At 72.1% G+C, this 14,364-nt stretch carries 14 protein-coding genes; 10 read left to right on the top strand and 4 right to left on the bottom strand.

Translation table 11 applies throughout. The annotated features are described in order from the left end of the window. The first annotated feature begins 3 nt into the window (after nt 1-3). The 7 genes from D9C15_RS15140 to D9C15_RS15170 all read left to right on the top strand — a co-directional run bounded on the left by D9C15_RS15140 (nt 4) and on the right by D9C15_RS15170 (nt 6,491). On the top strand, nt 4-849 hold the full coding sequence (locus D9C15_RS15140; protein WP_127998624.1) for an ABC transporter permease: 846 nt from the start codon (nt 4-6) through the stop codon (nt 847-849). Next, nucleotides 846-1,868 (top strand): ABC transporter ATP-binding protein, encoded by a 1,023-nt coding sequence (locus tag D9C15_RS15145; protein WP_127998626.1) that lies wholly within the window; start codon nt 846-848, stop codon nt 1,866-1,868. Before D9C15_RS15140 ends, D9C15_RS15145 begins: the two co-directional genes overlap by 4 nt. Beyond that, on the top strand, nt 1,861-2,817 hold the full coding sequence (locus tag D9C15_RS15150) for an ABC transporter ATP-binding protein (RefSeq protein WP_127998628.1): 957 nt from the start codon (nt 1,861-1,863) through the stop codon (nt 2,815-2,817). The genes D9C15_RS15145 and D9C15_RS15150 overlap by 8 nt, the downstream gene beginning before the upstream one ends. 10 nt (nt 2,818-2,827) lie before the next feature. Then, on the top strand, nt 2,828-3,538 hold the full coding sequence (locus D9C15_RS15155; protein WP_127998631.1) for a GntR family transcriptional regulator: 711 nt from the start codon (nt 2,828-2,830) through the stop codon (nt 3,536-3,538). Nucleotides 3,539-3,583: 45 nt separating this feature from the next. Beyond that, complete coding sequence (locus tag D9C15_RS34490; protein ID WP_127998633.1) at nt 3,584-5,389, top strand: GGDEF domain-containing protein; 1,806 nt, start codon at nt 3,584-3,586, stop codon at nt 5,387-5,389. An 82-nt stretch (nt 5,390-5,471) separates the two neighbouring features. After that, nucleotides 5,472-5,981, top strand: coding sequence for a peptidoglycan-binding protein LysM (lysM, locus tag D9C15_RS15165; protein WP_127998635.1), 510 nt, complete (start codon nt 5,472-5,474; stop codon nt 5,979-5,981). An 18-nt stretch (nt 5,982-5,999) separates the two neighbouring features. Next, complete coding sequence (locus tag D9C15_RS15170) at nt 6,000-6,491, top strand: cyclic nucleotide-binding domain-containing protein (protein ID WP_127998637.1); 492 nt, start codon at nt 6,000-6,002, stop codon at nt 6,489-6,491. Here the strand turns inward: D9C15_RS15170 and proC are convergent. Genes proC through D9C15_RS15185 form a run of 3 tightly spaced genes read right to left on the bottom strand, consistent with a single transcriptional unit; the run spans nt 6,488 to nt 10,784 of the window. Next, nucleotides 6,488-7,300, bottom strand: a complete 813-nt coding sequence (proC, locus tag D9C15_RS15175) for a pyrroline-5-carboxylate reductase (RefSeq protein WP_127998639.1) — start codon at nt 7,298-7,300, stop codon at nt 6,488-6,490. The genes D9C15_RS15170 and proC overlap by 4 nt on opposite strands. A 23-nt stretch (nt 7,301-7,323) precedes the next feature. Then, a complete protein-coding gene (locus tag D9C15_RS15180; RefSeq protein WP_205854805.1) occupies nt 7,324-7,761 on the bottom strand; it encodes a hypothetical protein in 438 nt (145 codons plus the stop codon). Between the two features lie 29 nt (nt 7,762-7,790). Further along, on the bottom strand, nt 7,791-10,784 hold the full coding sequence (locus tag D9C15_RS15185) for an L-glutamate gamma-semialdehyde dehydrogenase (RefSeq protein WP_127998641.1): 2,994 nt from the start codon (nt 10,782-10,784) through the stop codon (nt 7,791-7,793). 112 nt (nt 10,785-10,896) lie between these two features. On the opposite strand from D9C15_RS15185, the gene D9C15_RS15190 reads away from it, so the two are divergent. After that, nucleotides 10,897-11,382 (top strand): Lrp/AsnC ligand binding domain-containing protein, encoded by a 486-nt coding sequence (locus tag D9C15_RS15190; protein WP_205854806.1) that lies wholly within the window; start codon nt 10,897-10,899, stop codon nt 11,380-11,382. Here the strand turns inward: D9C15_RS15190 and D9C15_RS15195 are convergent, their stop codons facing one another. Further along, nucleotides 11,383-12,072 carry a YggS family pyridoxal phosphate-dependent enzyme gene (locus D9C15_RS15195; RefSeq protein ID WP_127998643.1) on the bottom strand — a complete coding sequence of 230 codons (690 nt, stop codon included), beginning with the start codon at nt 12,070-12,072 and terminating at the stop codon, nt 11,383-11,385. 63 nt (nt 12,073-12,135) lie between these two features. On the opposite strand from D9C15_RS15195, the gene D9C15_RS15200 reads away from it, so the two are divergent. Both D9C15_RS15200 and D9C15_RS15205 read left to right on the top strand, forming a co-directional pair. Continuing rightward, complete coding sequence (locus D9C15_RS15200; protein ID WP_127998850.1) at nt 12,136-13,179, top strand: type IV pilus twitching motility protein PilT; 1,044 nt, start codon at nt 12,136-12,138, stop codon at nt 13,177-13,179. Nucleotides 13,180-13,199: 20 nt separating this feature from the next. Continuing rightward, nucleotides 13,200-14,336 (top strand): PilT/PilU family type 4a pilus ATPase, encoded by a 1,137-nt coding sequence (locus D9C15_RS15205; protein ID WP_127998645.1) that lies wholly within the window; start codon nt 13,200-13,202, stop codon nt 14,334-14,336. Nucleotides 14,337-14,364: the final 28 nt, after the last annotated feature.

Below are 14,364 nucleotides of genomic sequence, written 5' to 3' on the forward strand. Positions count from 1 at the left end.
GCCGTGCAGGAGACCTTGAAGCACATCCGCCACGTGCTCTCCGAGAACCCGGTGACGCTGCTCGCCGCGGCGCTGTTCGCCTTCTTCGTGCTGATCGCCTGCGTCGGCCCGGCGCTCGCGCCCTACGACCCGCTGGCCAGCGACGCCGCCGCGGCGCTGCAGCCGCCCTCGGCCGCGCACTGGTTCGGCACCGATGCGCTCGGGCGCGACATCCTCTCGCGCACGCTGGTCGCAACAAGGCTGGACCTCGGCATCGCAGTGGCCGCGGTGGCGCTCTCGTTCGCGCTGGGCATCACGCTCGGGCTGGCGGCCGGCTTCTTCGGCGGCTGGTGGGACACGATCATCACGCGCGGCGCCGACACCATCATGGCCTTCCCGCTCTTCGTGCTGGCGATGGGCATCGTCGCGGCACTCGGCAACACGGTGGGCAACATCGTGCTGGCCACGGCCATCATCAACCTGCCCTTCTACATCCGCGTCGCGCGCGCCGAGGCCAACGTGCGGCGCGGCGCCGGCTTCATCGAGGCGGCACGCCTGGCCGGCAACGGCGACGCGCGCATCCTGGCCGTGCACCTGTTCCCCAACATCCTGCCGCCGGCGATGGTGCAGGTCAGCCTGAACATGGGCTGGGCGATCCTGAACGCGGCGGGCCTCTCCTTCATCGGCCTGGGCGTGCGTCCGCCCACGCCCGAGTGGGGCATCCTGGTCGCCGAGGGCGCGCAGTTCATCGTCTCGGGCGAGTGGTGGGTCAGCTTCTTCCCCGGCGCGGTGCTGATGCTCGCCGTGTTCACCTTCAACCTGCTCGGCGACGCGCTGCGCGACATCTTCGATCCGAGGAGAAGGACGTGAGCGCCTTGCTGGAGGTGACCGGCTTCGGCCTCGAGTTCCGCACCCGCAGCGGCACGGTGCGGGCGCTCGAAGGCATCGACCTGCAGATCCGCAAGGGCGAGATCGTCGGCCTGGTGGGCGAGAGCGGCTCGGGCAAGTCGGTGCTGAGCTACGCGCTGCTGGGCATCTCCGACCGCGCCGCGCGGGTCACCGGCGGCAGCGCGCTGTTCGCCGGCATGGACCTGCTCGGGCTCGACGAGGCCGCGCTGGCCGACCTGCGCGGCCGCGAGATCTCGATGATCTTCCAGAGCCCGCGCACCGCGCTGAACCCGATCCGCACGATCGGCCGGCAGATCGAGGACGTGCTGCGCCGCCACGCCGTGGCGCGCGGCGCCGACCTCGGCCGCAGCCTGCGCGAACGCGCCGTGCAGGCGCTGCGCGAGGTGGCGATCGCCGACCCCGAGCGGCGCCACGGCGCCTACCCGTTCGAGCTGTCCGGCGGCATGTGCCAGCGCGTGCTGATCGCGCTGGCGCTGGCCTGCCGGCCGAGCCTGCTGATCGCCGACGAGCCGACCACCGGGCTGGACGTCACCACGCAGGCGGCGGTGATGGACCTGATCACCACGCTCGCGCACGAGCGCCAGATGGCCACGCTCTTCATCACCCACGACCTCGCGCTGGCCGCGGACCATTGCGACCGCATCGTCGTGATGCATGCCGGCCACGCGGTGGAGGCCGCGCCCTCGCGTGCGCTGTTCGAGGCGCCGCGCCACCCCTACACCGCGCGGCTGCTCAGCTCCACACCCGACGAGCGCACCCGCAGCGCGCAAGGCCTGCAGCCGGTGCCCGGCAACCTGCCCGACCTGCGCCGCACCGACCTGCCGGGCTGCCGCTTCGCCGAGCGCTGCGAACGCGCCGTCGCACGCTGCCGCGCCGAGCGCCCGGCGCTCGAGCCCGGCGCCGAACACGCGGTGGCCTGCTGGCACCCACTCGACGAGCCCGCGCCGCAGCCCGCCGCCCCGGAGGCCGCCCATGCCTGAGGCCGCGCCGCTGCTGCAGCTCGAGCGGGTGCACCGGCGCTTCGCGGTGGCCGGCGGGCGGCAGCTGCATGCCGTCGACGACCTGAGCTTCTCGATCGCGCCGGGCGAGAGCCTCGGCCTGGTGGGTGAATCCGGCTGCGGCAAGAGCACGCTGGTGCGCCTGATCGCGCGCCTGCTCGACACCAGCGACGGCCGCATCGTGTTCGACGGCGAGGACCTGGCCGCGCTGCCGGCCCGCCGCTTCGCGACGGCGGCGCAGCGGCGCGAGATCCAGATGGTGTTCCAGGACCCGACCGACAGCCTGAACCCGCGCTTCACCGCCCGCGAGGCGATCCGCGAGCCGCTCACGCTGCTGGCGAAGATGCCCCGCGCCGCGGCGGACGCGCGGGTCGACGAGGTGGCCGGGCAGGTCGGCCTGCCGGCCGCGCTCCTGTCGCGCTTCCCGCACCAGCTCTCGGGCGGGCAGAAGGCACGCGTGGGCATCGCACGCGCGCTGGCGGTCAAGCCGCGCCTGCTGATCCTCGACGAGCCGACCGCGGCGCTGGACGTCTCGGTGCAGGCCGTGGTGCTGCAGCTGCTCGAGCGGCTGCGCGAGGAGCTGGGCCTGGCGCTGCTGTTCGTCTCGCACGACCTGAACGTGGTGCGGCTGCTGACCGACCGGGTGGCCGTGATGTACCTCGGCAAGCTGGTCGAGATCGGCCCCTCGGAGCAGGTGTTCCGCGCGCCGCGCCACCCCTACACCCAGTCGCTGGTGTCGGCCATCCCGGGGCAGGGGCCGCGCATCCGTCTCGCGGGCGAGGTGGGCAGCCCGATCGACCCGCCGCCGCAGCTGTGCCGCTTCCACGGCCGCTGTCCGCGCGGCGAGGACCGCTGCGCGCGCGAGGCCCCGGCGCTGCGGCCGGTGGGCGCCGCGCTGGTGGCCTGCCACTTTGCCGACCCCACGACATAGACTGCCGAGCATGCCCCTGCGCAGCGTCGCCAGCCCCGCTCCCGAATCGACCCGCGCCAACCTGGCCGAGCAGGCCTATGCGCAGCTCAAGGAGATGATCCACGACTTCGCGCTGCTGCCGGGCGACCGCTTCTCCGAATCCGAGATGGGCGCGCGCCTCGGGGTCAGCCGCACGCCGGTGCGGGAAGCGCTGTTCCGGCTGCGCAACGAGGGTTTCCTGGAGGTCGAGAGCAAGAGCGGCTGGCACGTGCGGCCGATCGACTTCGACCGGCTCGACCAGCTCTACGACCTGCGCGTGCTGCTCGAGCTGGCCAGCGTGGCGCGGCTGTGCGCGCGCAGCAGCGACCCGCCGGAGCTCGAGGCCTTGAAGGCGGCCTGGCTGGTACCGGCCGGCGAACGCCTGGCCGACATGCGCGAGGTCGGCGCGCTCGACGAGCTGTTCCACGCGACGCTGGTGCGCGCCGCCGGCAACGCCGAGATCGCCAAGGTGCACTGGGACGTGACCGAGCGCATCCGCATCGTGCGCCGGCTCGACTTCACGCGCGAGGACCGCATCGACGCCACCTACGTCGAACACGCCAAGATCCTGCGCGCCATCCTGCAGCGCAAGCTCGACCAGGCCCAGCTGCTGCTGAAGAGCCACATCGAGCAGAGCAAGGCCGAGGTGCGCAAGATCACGCTGGGCACGCTGCACGAGGCGCGCTTGCGCTTGCGCGGCTGAGCCCGCACAGCCTGGTGCCCGGCCGCGCGCTTCGATAATCGTGCGATGGCCGCCGCACCCGCACCTTCCGCCCCCCTGCGCCGCGCCCGCCAGGCCTGGAACCTGCTGCACGTGGACTCGGGCCGGGCCCTGGCGCAGGCCGAGCAGGCGATCGCGGCGGCCCGCGCCGCGCAGGACGGGCCGGCCGAGGCCTGGGCCCGGCTGACCCGCGGCTTCCACCGTCTCTACTACGCCACCGTGCCCGAGGCCGCGGCCGAGCTGGAGCGGGCGCTGCGCCTGTTCCGGCGCTGCGGCGACCGCGCCGGCGCGGTGCTCGCGGAGGCCACCGCGGCGCGTGCGATGTGGCGCGCCGGGCGCGTCAACGATGCCCTGGCGCGTGTGCTGCCGCTGCGCGACGAAGGCGTGCGCGTGCTGCGCCACGACCAGCGCGGCGTGCTGCTGAACACCATCGCCGGCTGTTACTCGGCGCAGGGCGATTCGGCCCAGGCCTTCGCCTACATGTACGAGGCGCTGCGCGACGCCGGGCCGTCGCGCGGGCGCGGCTTCGACACCGTGCTCCACTGCAACATCGCACACGAGCTGATGCAGATCGGCGACTGCGCGCAGGCGCTGCGCCATGTCGATGCCGGCCTGGCGCGCTGCAGCGCGCTGAACAACGCGCGCCTGCGCAGCGTGCTGTGGATCAACCGCATCGCCTGCCTGACCGAGCTCGGCCGCGCCGAGGAGGGCATGGTCGACGTGGCGGCGGTGCTGGCGCTGCCGGCCGATGCGAGCGGGCGCGGGCCGACCGCCGCGGGCTTCGAGACGCTCGCACTGGCCGCGCTGCACGCCGGCCGACTGGCGCTGGGGGCCGAGCTGGTGGCGCGTGCCCAGGCGCATGGCCCGGCCGAGCTGCCCGACGACCAGCTCGAGCTCGGCTGCGCCGGCGCGCTGCTGGCGCTGCGGCGCGGCGACCCGGCCGGCGCCGTGACCCGCCTGCAGGCCCTGCACGCGCTGGCCGCGCGCGACGACGTGGAGGGGCTGAGCCTGCGCCTGCGGGTGCAGTACTTCGAGCTGCTCAGCCGAGCGCTGGAGGCCGCCGGCGACACCGCCGGCGCGCTGGCCGCGCTGCGCCGCTGGCAGGGCCTGCGCGAGGCCCAGTCGCGGCTCGCCTCGCAGGCCCGTTATGCGGCGGCCAACCTGCAGACCGAGCTGCTGAGCCTGCAGCACCGCCTCGACGAGAACGTCGCCACGCGCCGGCGCAGCGAGCGCGCGCGCGCCGAGCTGGCGGCCATCAACGAGCAGCTCTCGCACAAGGTGGCCGAGGTGCAGGCGCTGCAGGCGGCGCTGCGCCAGCAGGCCACGCAGGACCCGCTGACCGGCCTGTTCAACCGCCGCCACCTGAACGACACCCTGCCGACGCTGTTCGCGCTCGCGCAGCGCGAGGGCCAGACGATGGCGCTGGCGATCCTCGACCTGGACCACTTCAAGCAGGTCAACGACCGTCACGGCCATGCCGCGGGCGACCGCCTGCTGGCCGCCTTCGGCGAGCTGCTGGCCGGGCAGACACGCCGCAGCGACGTGGCCTGCCGCTACGGCGGCGAGGAGTTCTGCCTGCTGATGCCACGCACCGACGCGGCCGGCGCGCGGCGCAAGGTGGCGGCGCTGCTGCGGCGCTGGCGCTCGCAGCGCTTCGCGTTCGACGGCACGGCGGTGGAGGGCCTGAGCTTCTCGGCCGGCATCGCCGACACCGCGCTCGCGCCGGGCTCGCCGGACGCGCTGCTCAACGCCGCCGACACCCGGCTGCTGGCGGCCAAACGCGCCGGGCGGGGCCGGGTGGAGGTGGCGGCCGGCGCGCTCAGCCCGTCCTGACGGCCTCGCTGCCGTCAACACACGGACACGGAATCTGCGCCCGCCGGGTCTACAGTCGGCACTTCACCACCAGGAGGACCCCATGGGCATCATGAGCTTCATCAAGGAGGCCGGTGAGAAGCTGTTCGGCCACAAGGAGGCCGAGACCGCCGCGGCGCAGGCGCAGGCCGCGCCGGACAACAGCGCGGCGCTGGCGGCGGCGCAGGCTGCCAACCAGAAGGCGGCCGACGCGATCGGCAAGTACATCGCCGCCAACGGCCTGACGGCCGACGCGCTGGACATCTCGTTCGACGGCGCGAGCAGCACCGTCACCGTGGCCGGGCAGGCCGCGGACCAGGCCACCAAGGAGAAGATCCTGCTGTGCTGCGGCAACGTGGCCGGCGTGGCCGGCGTCAACGACCTGATGACCGTCGCCGCGCCGGCGGACGAGTCGAAGTGGCACACCGTGGTCAAGGGCGACACGCTGTCAGCGATCTCGAAGACGTACTACGGCAACGCCAACCAGTACATGAAGATCTTCGAGGCCAACAAGCCGATGCTCTCGCATCCGGACAAGATCTACCCGGGCCAGCTGCTGCGCATCCCGGCCTGAGCCGGGCGCGCCTGCGCCATGGACGCCGCCACCGCCGCCTGGCTGCAGCGCGTGCCGGTGTTCGGCGCGCTGCGCGAGGACAGCCTCGAGTTCCTGCTCGCCCAGGCCCGCGAACTCGAGGTGCCCGCGGGCGAGTGGTTCTTCCGCGAGGGCGATCCGGCCGAGGCGATGTTCGTGCTCGAGCGCGGCGCCGTGGTGGTGCTCAAGGGCTGGCGCGGGCAGGCGATGGAGCTGCGCCGCCTGGAAGCGGGCGACTGCTTCGGCGAGATGGCGCTGGTGGACCTGTACCCACGCAGCGCCTCGGTGCGCGCGCTGGCCGACTGCCGCGCGCTCGCGCTCACGCCGGCGGCGCTGCTCGGCCTGTTCGAGCGTGATGCCGAGCAGTTCGCGCTGTTCCAGATGAACATCGGCCGCGAGATCTGCCGCCGCCTGCGCCAGACCGACGAGATGCTGTTCCGGGCGCGCATGGGCGAGCGGCTGGAGCCGCTGCCGCCGCTCGGTTCGACCTAGGCGAACTCGTCCCCCAGTTCCTTCGCCCGCCGCTGCGCCGCCTTCAGCGCGTTGACGAACGCGGCCTTGACCCCGCTGGCCTCGAGCGAGGTGAGCGCCGCGTAGGTGGTGCCCCCCTTGGAGGTGACGCGCTCGCGCAGCAACTCGGGCGGCTCGCTCGACCCCTGGGCCAGCGCGGTCGCCCCGGCGAAGGTGCCCAGCGCGAGCTGCTTGCCCTGCTCGGCGCTGAGGCCCATCTCCTGCGCGGCCTGCATCATCGCCTCGACGAAGTAGAAGACGTAGGCCGGGCCGGAGCCCGACAGCGCGGTCACGGCGTCCAGGTCGGCCTCGCGCGCCACCCATAGCAGCGCGCCGGTGGGCGCGAGCAGGGCCTCGGCCAGCGCCTTCTGCGCCGGGCCGACCGCGGCGCGCGCATACAGGCCCGCCATGCCGCGGCCGATCAGCGCCGGCGTGTTGGGCATCGCGCGCACCACCACCTCGCTGCCGCTGGCCGCGGCGATCGCGTCGCTGCGGATGCCGGCCATCACCGACAGCTGCAGCGCCGAGGCGACGAACGGCCGGCAGGGCGCTGCCGCCGCGCGGAAGGCCTGCGGCTTGACGGCCCACACCACCGCGACGGCCCCGGCGAGCGAGGCATCGGCCGCCGCCAGCACCTGCACGCCGAAGCGCTCGCGCAGGCTGGCGCGCTGCACCTCGTTCGGCTCGACGACGCTGATGCTCCCGGCCGGCCGGCCGGCGGCGAGCAGGCCGCCGACGATCGCGGCGGCCATGTTGCCGCCGCCGACGAAGGCGATCGGATCGTGGCTCATGGATGAACTCCTGTCCTGCGGGCCTATTTCGCGGGGGCCGAGGCGCCGGGGTTGGACGGCAGCACGACGCCGGGCCCGAGCGGGATGTCCGGCGTCTCGATCACGCGGGTGACGAAGTGGCGCGTCTCGCCGAAGCAGCTGGTCGGCAGGCCGACCTTCTCCTCGTAGTGCAGGCTGACGCGCTTGCCCATGTGGCGCTCGACCTGCTGCGCGACCGCCTCGTCTTGCACCGTGAAGAGGAACTTCTCCACCGTGCTGCCGGGCAGTGACACCAGCGCCAGCTCGCCCTCCCAGGTCTTGCAGACCCAGCCCTTGTGCGAGAACTTCTGCACCCAGCCGGCGCGCTCGCCGCTCGAGTAGCTCCAGTTCAGCACGAAGGCGAAGTAGCCCGCCAGCAGGGCGACGAGCACGAGCACACCGATGACGAGCGACTTGACCATGGGCAGGGAGGGTGGCGACACGACGGGCGTGATCGTCGCACAGCCGTCCTTCAGTGCGTCGACAGGCCCGCGAGCAGCTCGGCGTTGCCGCCCGCCGCCGCGGTGTTGACGGTCAGCGTCCGCTCGGCACAGAAGCGGTAGAGGTAGTGCGGCCCGCCGGCCTTGGGCCCGGTGCCCGACAGGCCCTCGCCGCCGAAGGGCTGCACGCCGACCACCGCGCCGATCATGTTGCGGTTGACGTAGACGTTGCCCACGCGTGCCGCCTGCGCCAGGCGCAGCGCGCGGCCGTCGATGCGGGTCTGCAGGCCGAGCGTGAGGCCGTAGCCGAGCGCGTTGACCTGCGCGATCACGGCCTCGGGGTCGCCGCGCCAGCGCAGCACGTGCAGCACCGGGCCGAAGATCTCCTGGCGCAGCTCGTCGATGCGCGCCAGCTCGAAGGCCACCGGCGCGATGGCGCGCGGCGGCGCCGCGGTCACCGGCGTGGCGCCGATGAAGCGCGCCTCGCGCCGCAGCCGCTCGACCTGCGCGCCGAGGGCCGCATGCGCCTCGTCGTCGATCACCGGGCCGACATCGGTGGCGAGCTCGGCCGGGTCGCCCACGCGCAGCTCGGCCAGCGCGCCACGGATCATCTCGATCACCGCGTCGGCCACGCCCTCGTGCACCAGCAGCAGCCGCAACGCCGAGCAGCGCTGCCCGGCCGAGCGGAAGGCGCTCTGCACCACGGCATCGACCACCTGCTCGGGCAGCGCCGTGCTGTCCACCAGCATCGCGTTGATGCCGCCGGTCTCGGCGATCAGCGGCACGATGGGGCCGTCCTTGGCAGCAAGCGCCTGGTTGATGCGTCTGGCCACCGCGGTCGAGCCGGTGAAGCAGACGCCGGCGCAGCGCGCGTCGGCCACCAGCGAGGCGCCGACCGTCTCGCCCGGGCCGTTGAGCAGCACCAGCGCGTCGGCCGGCACGCCGGCCGCGTGCAGCAGCGCGACCATGCGCGCGGCCACCGCGGGTGTCTGCTCGGCCGGCTTGGCCGCCACCGTGTTGCCGGCCACCAGGGCCGCGACCACCTGGCCGGTGAAGATCGCGAGCGGGAAGTTCCACGGGCTGATGCAGACGAACACGCCGCGCCCGGCCAGGCGCAGCTCGTTGTGCTCGCCGGTCGGGCCGGGCAGCGGCTGCGCGGCGAGCTTCTCGCGCGCCTGCTGCGCGTAGTAGCGACAGAAGTCGACCGCCTCGCGCACCTCGGAGACGGCGTCGCCCCAGGTCTTGTGCGCCTCCCTGACGAGCAGCGCGCAGAAGCCGGCGAGCTGGGCCTCGAGCGCATCGGCGGCGCGCTCGAGCACGACCGCGCGCTCGGGCAGCGGCGTGGCGTCCCAGCGCGGGAAGGCCTGCTCGAGGCGCTGCATCGCCGCGCCGATGTCGGCCGGCGTGGCCAGCGGCACGGGCGCGACGACGGTGGTGGCGAGGGCCTCGAACAGCGGCGCGCGGTGGGCGGGGCAGGCGAGGTCCAGGCCGCGCGAGTTGCGGCGTGTGCCGTAGAGCTCGGCCGGCAGCGGCTGGCCGCTGGCGGGCGCGGGCCGCAGCGGCGAGGCGAGCAGCACGTCGACGTCCACCGCCGGGTCGGCCAGCTGGTGCACGAAGGACGAGTTGGCGCCGTTCTCGAGCAGCCGCCGCACCAGGTACGCGAGCAGGTCGCGGTGCTCGCCGACCGGCGCGTAGACCCGCACCGGCAGCGCCGGCCGGGCCGCCATCACCTCGCGGTACACACCTTCGCCCATGCCGTGCAGGCGCTGGAACTCGTAGCCGTCGACGCGCTCGCCGGCCATCTGCAGGATCGCGGCGATGGTGCCGGCGTTGTGGGTCGCGAACTGCGGGTAGATGCGCTCGGCGTGGCCGAGCAGCGCGGCGGCGCAGGCGAGGTAGGAGATGTCGGTGTGGTGCTTGTGCGTGAACACCGGGTAGCCGGGCAGGCCGAGTTCCTGCGCGCGCTTGATCTCACCGTCCCAGTAGGCGCCCTTGACCAGGCGCACCATGAAGCGCAGCGCGTGGCGCTGCGCGATCGCCGCGACGGCCTCGATCACGTCGAGCGCGCGCGTCTGGTAGGCCTGCACCGCGAGGCCGAAGCCGCGCCAGCCGGGCTGCGTGGCCGCCACATGCGCGGCCAGCGTCTCGAACACGTCGAGCGAGAGCTCGAGGCGGTCGCTCTCCTCGGCATCGATGGTCAGGTTCATGTCCGCGCGGGCGGCCGCGTCGAGCAGCGTGACGACCCGCGGCACCAGCTCGGCGAACACACGTTCGCGCTGCGCCTCCTCGTAGCGCGGGAAGAGCGCGCTGAGCTTGATGGAGATGCCGTCCGCCGCTTGCGGGCCGCCGACGCCGCGGGCCCCGCCGATGCGCTCGATCGCCTGCGCATAGGCGGCCAGGTAGCGCTGCGCGTCGGCCTCGGTGCGCGCACCTTCGCCCAGCATGTCGTAGCTGAAGCGCAGGTTCGGCTGGACCCGGCGCTGCGACTGCGCCGCCTGCATCGCCTCGCCGATCGAGCGGCCGAGCACGAACTGGCGGCCCAGCAGCTGGATCGCGCGCACCGTGGCGGCCACCACGGTCTGCGCGCCCAGGCGCTTGAGCAGCCCGCCCTCGCGCTCGGCCTCGGGCAGCAGCTTCTTCGACAGCGCGATCGCGCTGGCCGACAGGCTGGCGAGCAGCCGGTGCGGGCCTTCCGCGGCCTGGGCGTCGAAGTCGGCGCGGCCGAGCTGGTCGGCCGTCAGCGCGATCGCGGTCTCGGCGTCGGGCACCCGCAGCAGCGCCTCGGCCAGGCGCATCAGCGCCAGGCCCTCGGCGCTGGAGATCGGGTACTCGCGCAGCAGCGACTCCATGGCCCAGAACGGCGCCGGCGTGTCGCGCACGGCCTGCACCCAGGGTGCGGCCTCCTGCACGGCACGCGGCCAGTCGAGCCGGCCGTGCAGCGACTGCAGCGCCTGGGCGAGCACGGCCGGCTCGGGGCGGTACGGGTCGGGCAGGCGGGCAGGGGCAGAGGTCGGGGGGGTGGTCATGGCATCCTCCGGCACGGAGCGTGATCGAATTACTTGTTAGGTTAGTGGTCGGCGGCTAGGATTAATCTCCAAAGCAAGACCTCCAAACCTTCGAAACTTCGGAGGGTCTTCGATGACCGACGACGCCGCAGCGCGCCTGCACAACCTCGACAAGATCGACGTCCGCATCCTGCGCGTGCTGCAGAAGGATGGGCGCATCTCGAACCTGAAGCTTGCCGAGGAGGTGCACCTGTCGCCCACGGCGGTGCTGGAGCGCGTCAAGCGGCTGACGCGCGACGGTTTCATCCTCGGCTACGAGGCACGCCTGAACCCGGACAAGCTCGGCGCCGGCATGCTCGTCTTCATCGAGGTGGTGCTGGACCGCACCACGCACGACGCGATGAACGCCTTCAAGGCCGCGGTGCAGGTGCGCGCCGAGATCCAGGAGTGCCACCTGGTGGCCGGTGGCTTCGACTACCTGATCAAGACCCGCGTGGCCAACATGCAGGCCTACCGCGAGCTGGTGGGCTCGGTGATCTGGGCCCTGCCGGGCGTGCGCGAGACGCGCACCTACGCGGTGATGGAAGAGGTGAAGAACACCACGCTGCTGCCGATCTGATCAGCGTCTGCTGCCGAAGATCGCGGTGCCCACGCGCACGATGGTCGCGCCCTCGAGGATCGCGGCCTCGAGGTCGGCGCTCATGCCCATCGACAGCGTGTCCAGCGCCAGGCCCTGCGCGTTCAGGCCTTCGAGCAGCTCGCGCAGCGCGCGGTGCGGCCGGCGCTGGGCCTCGAGCTCGCCGGCCGGCTCGGGGATCGCCATCAGCCCGCGCAGCCGCAGGCGCGGCAGTCGGGCCACGGCCTGCGCCACCTCGGCCACCTCGTGCGGGGCGAGACCGCTCTTGCTCGCCTCGCCGCTGATGTTGACCTGCAGGCAGACCTGCAGCGGCGCGAGCATCGGCGGCCGCTGCTCGGACAGGCGCTGCGCGACCTTCAGCCGCTCCACCGAATGCACCCAGTCGAACTGCTCGGCGACCATGCGCGTCTTGTTGCTCTGCAGCGGCCCGATCAGGTGCCACTCGAGTGCGGCCCGAAGGTCGGCGAGCGCATCGATCTTGGCCAGCCCTTCCTGCACGTAGTTCTCGCCGAAGCAGCGTTCGCCGGCCGCATGGGCCTCGCGCACTGCATCACTGCCGAAGGTTTTGCTCACACACAGCAGCGTGACGCTTTGCACGGGGCGTTTGGCAGCGTCGCAGGCGCGCGCTATGCGAGCGCGCACTTGTTGTATGTTGGAAAGGATCGTCGACATAATGCGACGAGAGTATCCATGCGCCGGCCTTCGCCGCTGCGCAGCTCGCCACCCCCGCACTCCATGGACATCACCCAGCTGCTGGCGTTTTCGGTCAAGAACAAGGCCTCCGACCTGCACCTGTCTGCCGGGCTGCCGCCGATGATCCGCGTGCACGGGGACGTGCGCCGCATCAACGTCGACCCGCTCGAGCACAAGCAGGTGCACGACATGGTGTACGACATCATGAACGACGCCCAGCGCAAGGCCTACGAGGAGACGCTCGAGTGCGACTTCTCGTTCGAGATCCAGGGCCTGGCGCGCTTTCGCGTCAACGCGTTCAACCAGAACCGCGGCGCGGGCGCGGTGTTCCGGACGATTCCGTCCAAGATCCTCACGCTCGAGCAGCTCAACGCGCCCAAGGTGTTCGCCGAGCTGGCACTCAAGCCGCGCGGCCTGGTGCTGGTGACCGGGCCGACCGGCTCGGGCAAGTCGACCACGCTGGCGGCGATGGTCAACCACCTCAACGAAAACGAGTTCGGCCACGTGCTGACGGTGGAAGACCCGATCGAGTTCGTGCACGAGTCGAAGAAGTGCCTCGTGAACCAGCGCGAGGTCGGGCCGCACACGCTGAGCTTCTCCAACGCGCTGCGCTCGGCGCTGCGCGAGGACCCGGACGCCATCCTGGTGGGCGAAATGCGCGACCTGGAAACGATCCGCCTGGCGCTGACCGCGGCCGAGACCGGCCACCTGGTGTTCGGCACGCTGCACACCTCGAGCGCCGCGAAGACGGTCGACCGCGTGGTCGACGTGTTCCCCGCGGCCGAGAAGGAGATGGTGCGCGCGATGCTGTCCGAATCGCTGATCGGCGTGATCTCGCAGACGCTGTGCAAGCTGAAGGACGGCTCGGGCCGCGTCGCTGCGCACGAGATCATGCTCGGCACCGCGGCGATCCGGAACCTGATCCGCGAGAACAAGATCGCGCAGATGTACTCGTCGATCCAGACCGGCAACAGCGTGGGCATGCAGACGCTGGACCAGAACCTGGCCGACATGGTGCGGCGCAACGTGATCTCGCCGGCAGAAGCGCGCGGCAAGGCGAAATTCCCCGAGAACTTCCCCGGCTGAGCTGGAAGGACCGCTGAATCATGGAACGCGACCAGGCATCCAAGTTCGTCAACGACCTGCTGCGGCTGATGGTCAGCCGCAACGGCTCGGACCTGTTCCTCACGGCCGACTTTCCGCCCGCGATCAAGGTCGATGGCAAGGTCACCAAGGTCTCGCCTCAGCCGCTGACCGGCGCGCACACGCTGGCGCTGACACGCGCGGTGATGAACGACAAGCAGGCCGCCGAGTTCGAGAAGACCAAGGAGTGCAACTTCGCGATCTCGCCGCAGGGCATCGGGCGCTTCCGCGTCAATGCGTTCGTGCAGCAGGGCAACGTCGGCCTGGTGATGCGGACGATTCCGCAGACGCTGCCGACCATCGACACGCTGAACCTGCCGCAGGTGCTCAAGGACGTGGCGATGACCAAGCGCGGCCTGGTCATCTTCGTCGGCGCCACCGGCTCCGGCAAGAGCACGTCGCTGGCGGCGATGGTCGACTACCGCAACGAGAACTCCTTCGGCCACATCATCACGATCGAGGACCCGGTCGAGTTCGTGCACCCGCACAAGAACTGCATCATCACGCAGCGCGAGGTGGGCATCGACACCGACGGCTGGGAGCAGGCGCTGAAGAACACGCTGCGCCAGGCGCCCGACGTCATCCTGATGGGCGAGATCCGCGACCGCGAGACCATGGAGCACGCGGTGGCCTTCGCCGAGACCGGCCACCTGTGCATGGCCACGCTGCACGCCAACAGCGCCAACCAGGCGCTCGACCGCATCATCAACTTCTTCCCCGAGGAGCGCCGCGCCCAGCTGCTGATGGACCTGTCGCTCAACCTCAAGGGCCTCGTGTCGCAGCGCCTGCTGCCGCGCCAGGAGGGCAAGGGGCGCATCGCGGCGGTGGAGATCCTGCTGAACACGCCGCTGATCGCCGACATGATCTTCAAGGGCGAGGTGGCCGAGATCAAGGACCTGATGAAGCGCTCGCGCGAGCTCGGCATGCAGACCTTCGACCAGGCGCTGTTCGACCTGTACGAAAGCAACCTGGTCACTTTCGAGGACGCGCTGCGCAATGCCGACTCGGTGAACGACCTGCGCCTTCAGATCAAGCTGCACAGCACGCGCGCGCGCACCCAGGATCTTGCCGCCGGCACGGAGCACCTGACCATCGTGTAATCTCGCGCTCCGCTGCATCCACACGGCC

This window comes from Piscinibacter defluvii (genome assembly GCF_004011805.1).
Lineage (GTDB): Bacteria > Pseudomonadota > Gammaproteobacteria > Burkholderiales > Burkholderiaceae_C > Piscinibacter > Piscinibacter defluvii.

Coding starts and splice junctions, on each gene's coding strand:
- D9C15_RS15150 (WP_127998628.1), top strand. CDS start 1,861: ATGCCTGAGGCCGCGCCGCTGCTGCAGCTCGAGCGGGTGCACCGGCGC.
- D9C15_RS15155 (WP_127998631.1), top strand. CDS start 2,828: ATGCCCCTGCGCAGCGTCGCCAGCCCCGCTCCCGAATCGACCCGCGCC.
- D9C15_RS34490 (WP_127998633.1), top strand. CDS start 3,584: ATGGCCGCCGCACCCGCACCTTCCGCCCCCCTGCGCCGCGCCCGCCAG.
- lysM (WP_127998635.1), top strand. CDS start 5,472: ATGGGCATCATGAGCTTCATCAAGGAGGCCGGTGAGAAGCTGTTCGGC.
- D9C15_RS15170 (WP_127998637.1), top strand. CDS start 6,000: ATGGACGCCGCCACCGCCGCCTGGCTGCAGCGCGTGCCGGTGTTCGGC.
- proC (WP_127998639.1), bottom strand. CDS start 7,300: ATGAGCCACGATCCGATCGCCTTCGTCGGCGGCGGCAACATGGCCGCC.
- D9C15_RS15185 (WP_127998641.1), bottom strand. CDS start 10,784: ATGACCACCCCCCCGACCTCTGCCCCTGCCCGCCTGCCCGACCCGTAC.
- D9C15_RS15190 (WP_205854806.1), top strand. CDS start 10,897: ATGACCGACGACGCCGCAGCGCGCCTGCACAACCTCGACAAGATCGAC.
- D9C15_RS15195 (WP_127998643.1), bottom strand. CDS start 12,072: ATGTCGACGATCCTTTCCAACATACAACAAGTGCGCGCTCGCATAGCG.
- D9C15_RS15200 (WP_127998850.1), top strand. CDS start 12,136: ATGGACATCACCCAGCTGCTGGCGTTTTCGGTCAAGAACAAGGCCTCC.
- D9C15_RS15205 (WP_127998645.1), top strand. CDS start 13,200: ATGGAACGCGACCAGGCATCCAAGTTCGTCAACGACCTGCTGCGGCTG.